This is a genomic window from Chromobacterium haemolyticum DSM 19808, assembly GCF_000711885.1.
Taxonomy (GTDB): domain Bacteria; phylum Pseudomonadota; class Gammaproteobacteria; order Burkholderiales; family Chromobacteriaceae; genus Chromobacterium; species Chromobacterium haemolyticum.
Window position 1 is genome coordinate 48882 of record NZ_JONK01000033.1, and the last position, 6380, is coordinate 55261.

Sequence of the window (6380 nt, forward strand, 5' to 3'; positions counted from 1 at the left end):
CTCAGGCCTGCTGACTTTCGCGCCAGGTCAACCACACCCGCATGTCGAACTCCAACTGGTGGTAGTCCGGCTCCATATGACAACACAGCTGATAGAAAGCCTTGTTGTGATCCTTCTCCTTCAGATGGGCCAGCTCGTGCACCACAATCATGCGCAGGAACGGCAAGGGCGCGTCGCGAAACAGCGCGGCGATGCGGATCTCGTTCTTGGTCTTCAGCTTGCCGCCCTGCACCCGCGACACGAAGGTATTGGTGCCCAGCGTGCCCTTGACCGGGTGCTGCTGACTGTCGTAGCTCACCTTGGCCGGCAAGGCGGCGTTTTTCAGATAACGCTGCTTGATCTCGGACACATACTGGTACAACGCCTTGTCCGTCTGCACATCGTGGCTGTCCGGGTACTTGCGCGCCAACCAGACGCCAAGCTGCCCGGCGTCCAGCAGCGCCTGAACCTGGCCTAGCAAAGCGGAGGGATAGTGTTGCAAATAGTTGAGAGTAGACATCGCCACATTGTAAAACGACTGCGCGGCCCGGTGTTGTCGCGACGCAAACCGTTACAGCAACAAACAGGACGGATCATCCCACTGATAGCTGAGCGCCAGCACGCGCCGGCCCCCGGCGGTGTCCACCTCGCAGGGTGCGGACTCCACGCCGCCCAGTGCCTGGTAAAAGGCGCGGCCGTCCCGATTTGCTTGGTAAGCCCACAGGAACAAGGGCCGGCCCGGCGCAACGCGCAAGGCTTCCGCCGCCGCCGCCGCCATCAAGGCGCGCCCGATGCCGCGCCCCTGCTGCCCGGCCTGCACATGCAGATTGTCCAGATAAACGCCCCGCTCCGGCGCCTCGTCCGGCAATAGGCAAACGAAGCCCACCGGCTCTCCCTGCCACAGCGCCAGCTGTACCCAGGGCGGACGCGCGGCGGCGAAACGCCGCTGCCACACAAGCAGGCGCTCGTCCCAAGCGCGCAGGTCCAGATACTCATCCGGCAGGATGCCGCGGTAATGCCGCCGCCAGCTGGCGACGTGCAGCGCGGTGATCCGCTCCACATCCCCAGCATCCGCCGCGCGCAGCAATAGGTTATTGGTCATCTTCGCTCCTCCTAGTCGCGGTGGTTCCACGCCAGCGGCCAAACTGGTTCTGGCCAAGGCCGCCGGCAATCAAGACAATGCCGATTCCCCCACCTTACTCCAGGAAGGTCTTGCATGCATGTCGTGATTTTCCGCGCGGCCACGCGGCAACTGGATGACGAGTACTTCGCCGTGGCGCGGCAAATGCGCCAGCTGGCGCTGGAACGCTTCGGCTGTCTTGCCTTTGTTTCCGCCTCTGAGGACGGCCAAGAGATCGCTCTATCCTACTGGCCTGACGCCGAGAGCATCCGCGCGTGGAAAGCCCACGCCGACCATATGCTGGCGCAGCAGCTGGGGCGCGAACGTTGGTATCGCCAGTATCAGGTGGAAGTGGCGCACATCGAACGCAGCTATGAATGGGAGCCGACGCCATGATGTATACGCCAGACGCTTTCTCGGGCCGCCCGGCCGCGCTGGCGGAACTGCTGGCCGCCCACCCCTTCGCCACCCTGATCACGCCTCAGACCAACGGCGAGCCCTGGATCAGCCATCTGATCTTGCTGGCCGATCCTGAACAGCCAGACTGCCTGCTCGGCCATCTGGCGCGCGCCAACCCGCACACTCAAGCGTTGCTGCGCGGCAGCAGCAGCGTGGCATTGTTTCACGGGGAACATGGTTATGTGTCGCCGGCCTGGTACGCTGCCGGCGGCGCCCAGGTGCCTACCTGGAACTACCGGGCAGCGCATGCGCACGGCGTGGCGGAGGAAATGGAAGGCGCGGCCTTGTTGAGCCAGCTGGAGCGGCAGGTACGCTTTTTCGAAGGCGAATCCGGCTGGCGGCTACCCAGCGAAAACCCGGCCATCCAGGCCATGCAGCGCGCAGTCGTCGGCTTCCGGCTACGAGTGAAGCGTTGGGATATCAAGGAAAAGCTGAGCCAGAACCGCAGCGCGGCGGACCGGAACGGCGTGATCGCGGCGCTGGAGCGCATGGGAGGGGAAAACGACGCCTTGGCGCGCGCGGTGCGCGACGCGCGGCGCGACTAGCCGCTTTTTATCGGAGACCGCAGCTTCTTTAGCCTCTTTTTACGCGTCGGAGCCTAGCATTCAGCCAAGTGTTCCACCTGGAAACCTTTGGCCATGACATCAAACAAACCTGTCCGTCGCGCCTTGCCGACGCGCGGCATTCCGGACTACCTGCCGGACGAGGACCCGACGCCGCTGGCGCTGCGCCGCTACATACTCGAAACCCGTTTTCCGGCAACACGCGGCCGGGCCGAGCCGAAACTCGGCTGGCGCGCGTCCTTGCTCGCCTGGTGGCGGCTGGTGAGCGCGCGGCGATGAAACGCGGCGATCTGGCGCTGCGCCACCGCCGGCTATTGAATGCCTACGCGGCCCGTCATCAACGCATGCCCTGGCTCAAACGCAAAGCGCGGCTGCCGCGCACGGTACACTCAGGCTGGCTGGCGCGTCTGCGCGCCTGGCTGCGCGGCTGAGCGCCTTATTTGAGCCGCAGCGGCTCCACCAGCACATTGCTTGATTCGTCGGCCAGCCACAGCTGGCCATCCTGGATGGTGGCGCTCAACTGCATGCTGCGCTGGCAGATGGCGACCAATTCCGCCAACGTGGCCGGCTCAACGCGGAACACGCTGAGCTTGTCCAGCCGGGACAGCTTGTTCTCGATCTGCGGCCACCACACCTCGCTGGCGCGGCCGCCATAGCTGTACAGCACCACTTGCTCGGCGCGGCTGCACGCTTTCTTCAGCCGTTTTTCATCCGGCTCGCCCAGTTCTACCCACAGTTCGATATCGTCGGCATAACTTTTCTGCCACAACTCCGGCTCGTCGTCTGCGCTCAGGCCACGGCTGAATTGCAGGGTTTCACTGGCGTTGAGCGCAAAGGCGACCAGGCGCAGCATCATGCGCTCGACGGTTTCGGACGGGTGCTGGGCCAGCGTGAGCTGATGACTGGCGTAATAGCCGCGATCCATGTCGGACACGGCAAGATTGGCTTTATAAATGGTGGCGGACAGGGCCATGGACGGTGCGCGGCTTTGCAGAATAAAGACGCTATTGTACGGGGCCGGCGCCGGTTGCGCCCGCTCAAAGTTGCGCGGGCAAAGGAAAGACCAGCGGAAACGGCAGAAAAAGCGGCTTTGCTCGCACGGCGCGCAACACGCGGAGGACGTTTTCGCCGCGGCGCGCTTTGAACGGCTGATTAGAGCCTGTTCACGATCTCGCGAGCAAGAGCAAGACAAGGCGAAAACGAGCGAAAAAGCGGAATGGTCGAGGGGCACATGAGCATTTTGAGCTTGTTTTTAACGCCGTATCGCCGCAGCGCAACAGATCGTGAACAGGTTCTTAGGGCGAAGGCTGGCTGGAACAATCCAAAGGTTCGCCGCGCCAGGTAATGCTGGCCTCGCGGCCCCTGATCCACAGCTCCAGTCCCGGCGCCGTGTAGCGCGCGCCGTTGCCGCTCAGGCCCTGGTGCAAGATGGCGGTGGAACCGTTGTACTCCAGCTTCACCGTGGGGGGGTGAGTACGGTAAAAGGTAGCCAACACGGTGCGGGTGGCGTTGCCCTTGCAGACATAGCGCAAGGGCGTCAGCGACGGCGCCAATCCCCAAGCCGCCTGCAACTGGGTGATGCGCATGATGTAGACATCGCCCAGGCACATATGCATGTCCTCGGTCTTGACGCAGTCCTTCAGGCTTTTTACCCAGCGGCGCTGCTCGGCGATCAGTTTGGCCTCGGCACCCGGACGCCCCTGCTGGGCCTGCTCCAGCGCCTGGGCGTAGACTTTCTCCAGCCGATTGTCCTGCCGGGTCAGGCTCTCGTCCTGGCACACCATGGCCTCCACCGGATTGCCCGGCTTGTCGCAGTTGAAATCGGTTGCCACCTGCGCGTTGGCTTCCACCGCTTCCTCGGCGGCCTTGCCGCTCGCCGCCGCACGGCCATGACCACCCTCCGAGCCGCCTTTGCCGGCGGCCAGCGCCAACGCCGGACACAAAATGATCAAGCCGACCAGCCTACGGGCGGATCCAGGCATACCGATTTCCTCTGAACTGCGTTATTCGCCGCCCATCCCGGGCGGACACATCAAAACAGGGCATCTTGCCGCCTCGGCCGCAGCGCTCCGCTGCACCGGCGACGTGACAACATGATACCAGTTCACCCATTCGCATTTATTAATAATATCAGCCGTCAAAACGGCTTTGCGCGGGTTTGGATTCCGCTGAAATGGATATGACAATGCGGCGACAAGTTCCCAAACCGCCGATTTGAAGGTAAACTCCGGCCTCCCGCGTGCAATTCCAATCTTTGCGCGCCGCGCGCGCTTCATCCCGAAGCGCCCATCGCATCCCTAACTTTTTCCCGTCAGCCTGGATTGGTTCGCACATACTGCGATAGGCCGTCGCAGGAGCAAACATGTCCACACTCACCTTTGCCGACCTCGGTCTGGCCGAACCCCTGTTGCGCGCCGTCAGCGAAACCGGCTATACCACCCCCACCCCGATTCAAGCCCAGGCCATCCCGCAAGTGCTGCAAGGCGGCGACCTGTTGGCCGCGGCCCAAACCGGCACCGGCAAGACCGCCGGCTTCACCCTCCCGCTGCTGCACATCCTGATGGGCAAGCCGGCCACCCAGCCGGGCCGCCCGCGCGCGCTGGTGCTGACCCCCACTCGCGAACTGGCCGCCCAGGTGGAAGAATCGGTGCAGACCTACGGCAAGCACCTGCCGCTAACCTCCATGGTGATGTTCGGCGGCGTCAACATCAATCCGCAAACCCGCGCGCTGCGCAAGCCGCTGGACATCCTGGTGGCCACGCCGGGCCGTCTGCTGGACCATGCCGGTCAACGCAATATCGACCTGTCCGGCGTTGAGATTCTGGTGCTGGACGAAGCGGACCGCATGCTGGACATGGGCTTCATTCACGACATCCGCAAAGTGCTGGCCCTGCTGCCGGCCAAGCGTCAGAACCTGCTGTTCTCCGCCACCTTCTCCGACGAGATCAAGAGCCTGGCCGACCGCCTGCTGGACAACCCCAAGCTGGTGGAAGTGGCGCGCCGCAATACCACCAACGAACTGGTGGACCAAAAGATCCACCTGGTGGACCGCGACCGCAAAACCGACTTGCTGATCCACCTGATCAAGGAGCACAACTGGTTCCAGGCGCTGGTGTTCACCCGCACCAAGCACGGCGCCAACCGCCTGGCGGAAAAACTGGACAAGACCGGCATCCCCGCCGCCGCGATTCACGGCAACAAGAGCCAGAACGCACGTACGCGCGCGTTGGCCGACTTCAAGAGCGGCGAATTGCAAGTGCTGGTCGCCACCGACATCGCCGCGCGCGGCCTGGACATCGACCAACTGCCGCAAGTGGTCAACTTCGAATTGCCCAATGTGCCGGAAGACTACGTGCACCGCATCGGCCGCACCGGCCGCGCCGGCAGCAAAGGCGAAGCGGTATCGCTGGTCTGCGTCGATGAGTTCAACTTCCTGAAGGATATCGAGAAGCTCACTAAGCAATCGATCGAGCGCTTCTCGGTACCCGGCTTCGAGGCCGATCTGTCGGTGAAACCCGAGCCCATTCCGATGGGCGGCGGCAATCGCCGCGGCCAGCCGCAGCGCCAGGGCGGCGGCGGCAAGCCGCGCCACCAGCCGGACAGCAAGCCCACCGGCCACGGCCATCGCTCCCCGGCGTCCAAGCCGCGCCAGGGACAGGGTCAGGCCAAAAACGCCACAAACGGCCAGCCTGGTCAGCGCTCATCGCAAGGTCAGGGTCAGGGCCAGCGCAGCAAGCCCGCCGCCTCGCGTCCGAGCTCGGCCTTGTTCAGCCCGCCGAAAGGCCGCTAAGAACCTGTTCATAGTCTGCTGTGCTTCGGCGATACGGCGTTGAAAACATCCTCAAAATGCTCAGGTACCACTTGACCATTCTGATTTTTCGCTCGTTTTCGCCTTGTCTCGCCCTTGCTCGCGAGGCTTTGAACAGGCTCTAAGAACCTGTTTACGATCTTTTTGTGAGCGATAATGGGCTGGTGAAGAGAAAATCCTACCCAAGCGACATTAGTCGAGAAAAGTTTGCCCAGATAGAGCCGCTACTACGTGGCGTACGGCGTAACACCAAACCGGTACAGCTGGATCTGTATGAAGTGTTCTGCGCAGTGCTCTATGTTCTACGCACAGGTTGTCAGTGGCGCTATCTACCGCCTGACTTTCCCAAGTGGCAGAACGTCTATGCGTATTGGCGCAAATGGACCGAACCTGACTTGCACGGCGTAAGCGTGTTGGAGCTGGCATTAAAAAAATCAGGTTGGCGCGGCCC

10 protein-coding genes are annotated in these 6380 nt (G+C 62.8%); 6 read left to right on the plus strand and 4 right to left on the minus strand.

Going from position 1 to position 6380, the window contains the following annotated elements; genetic code table 11:
- Position 1 precedes the first annotated feature (1 nt).
- Together BR71_RS16995 and BR71_RS17000 are read right to left on the minus strand one after the other, a co-directional pair.
- Positions 2-499, minus strand: coding sequence for a M48 metallopeptidase family protein (locus BR71_RS16995; RefSeq protein ID WP_043640245.1), 498 nt, complete (start codon positions 497-499; stop codon positions 2-4).
- Positions 500-550: 51 nt separating this feature from the next.
- Entirely contained in the window at positions 551-1081 is a 531-nt protein-coding gene (locus tag BR71_RS17000) for a GNAT family N-acetyltransferase (protein WP_052370734.1), read from the minus strand.
- 114 nt (positions 1082-1195) lie between these two features.
- On the opposite strand from BR71_RS17000, the gene BR71_RS17005 reads away from it, so the two are divergent.
- From BR71_RS17005 to BR71_RS24290, 4 genes are all read left to right on the plus strand, one after another.
- Entirely contained in the window at positions 1196-1495 is a 300-nt protein-coding gene (locus BR71_RS17005) for an antibiotic biosynthesis monooxygenase family protein (RefSeq protein WP_043640248.1), read from the plus strand.
- Positions 1492-2103, plus strand: coding sequence for an FMN-binding negative transcriptional regulator (locus BR71_RS17010; RefSeq protein ID WP_162179229.1), 612 nt, complete (start codon positions 1492-1494; stop codon positions 2101-2103). The genes BR71_RS17005 and BR71_RS17010 overlap by 4 nt, the downstream gene beginning before the upstream one ends.
- A gap of 93 nt (positions 2104-2196) precedes the next feature.
- Positions 2197-2400, plus strand: a complete 204-nt coding sequence (locus BR71_RS17015) for a hypothetical protein (protein ID WP_043640253.1) — start codon at positions 2197-2199, stop codon at positions 2398-2400.
- On the plus strand, positions 2397-2552 hold the full coding sequence (locus tag BR71_RS24290; protein WP_156039017.1) for a hypothetical protein: 156 nt from the start codon (positions 2397-2399) through the stop codon (positions 2550-2552). Before BR71_RS17015 ends, BR71_RS24290 begins: the two co-directional genes overlap by 4 nt.
- Before the next feature lie 5 nt (positions 2553-2557).
- On the opposite strand, the gene BR71_RS17020 is transcribed toward BR71_RS24290, so the two are convergent.
- Together BR71_RS17020 and BR71_RS23065 are read right to left on the minus strand one after the other, a co-directional pair.
- The gene (locus tag BR71_RS17020; protein ID WP_019103624.1) at positions 2558-3094 is read right to left on the minus strand and encodes a YaeQ family protein; all 537 of its coding nucleotides are present in this window, start codon (positions 3092-3094) and stop codon (positions 2558-2560) included.
- A 322-nt stretch (positions 3095-3416) separates the two neighbouring features.
- On the minus strand, positions 3417-4103 hold the full coding sequence (locus BR71_RS23065; protein WP_052370738.1) for an MliC family protein: 687 nt from the start codon (positions 4101-4103) through the stop codon (positions 3417-3419).
- A gap of 380 nt (positions 4104-4483) precedes the next feature.
- On the opposite strand from BR71_RS23065, the gene BR71_RS17035 reads away from it, so the two are divergent.
- Both BR71_RS17035 and BR71_RS23740 read left to right on the plus strand, forming a co-directional pair.
- A complete protein-coding gene (locus BR71_RS17035) occupies positions 4484-5911 on the plus strand; it encodes a DEAD/DEAH box helicase (protein WP_043640258.1) in 1428 nt (475 codons plus the stop codon).
- 179 nt (positions 5912-6090) lie between these two features.
- The coding region (locus BR71_RS23740) for a transposase (RefSeq protein WP_244269657.1) at positions 6091-6380 on the plus strand (290 nt) is incomplete at its 3' end.

Coding starts and splice junctions, on each gene's coding strand:
- BR71_RS16995 (WP_043640245.1), bottom strand. CDS start 499: ATGTCTACTCTCAACTATTTGCAACACTATCCCTCCGCTTTGCTAGGC.
- BR71_RS17000 (WP_052370734.1), bottom strand. CDS start 1,081: ATGACCAATAACCTATTGCTGCGCGCGGCGGATGCTGGGGATGTGGAG.
- BR71_RS17005 (WP_043640248.1), top strand. CDS start 1,196: ATGCATGTCGTGATTTTCCGCGCGGCCACGCGGCAACTGGATGACGAG.
- BR71_RS17010 (WP_162179229.1), top strand. CDS start 1,492: ATGATGTATACGCCAGACGCTTTCTCGGGCCGCCCGGCCGCGCTGGCG.
- BR71_RS17015 (WP_043640253.1), top strand. CDS start 2,197: ATGACATCAAACAAACCTGTCCGTCGCGCCTTGCCGACGCGCGGCATT.
- BR71_RS24290 (WP_156039017.1), top strand. CDS start 2,397: ATGAAACGCGGCGATCTGGCGCTGCGCCACCGCCGGCTATTGAATGCC.
- BR71_RS17020 (WP_019103624.1), bottom strand. CDS start 3,094: ATGGCCCTGTCCGCCACCATTTATAAAGCCAATCTTGCCGTGTCCGAC.
- BR71_RS23065 (WP_052370738.1), bottom strand. CDS start 4,103: ATGCCTGGATCCGCCCGTAGGCTGGTCGGCTTGATCATTTTGTGTCCG.
- BR71_RS17035 (WP_043640258.1), top strand. CDS start 4,484: ATGTCCACACTCACCTTTGCCGACCTCGGTCTGGCCGAACCCCTGTTG.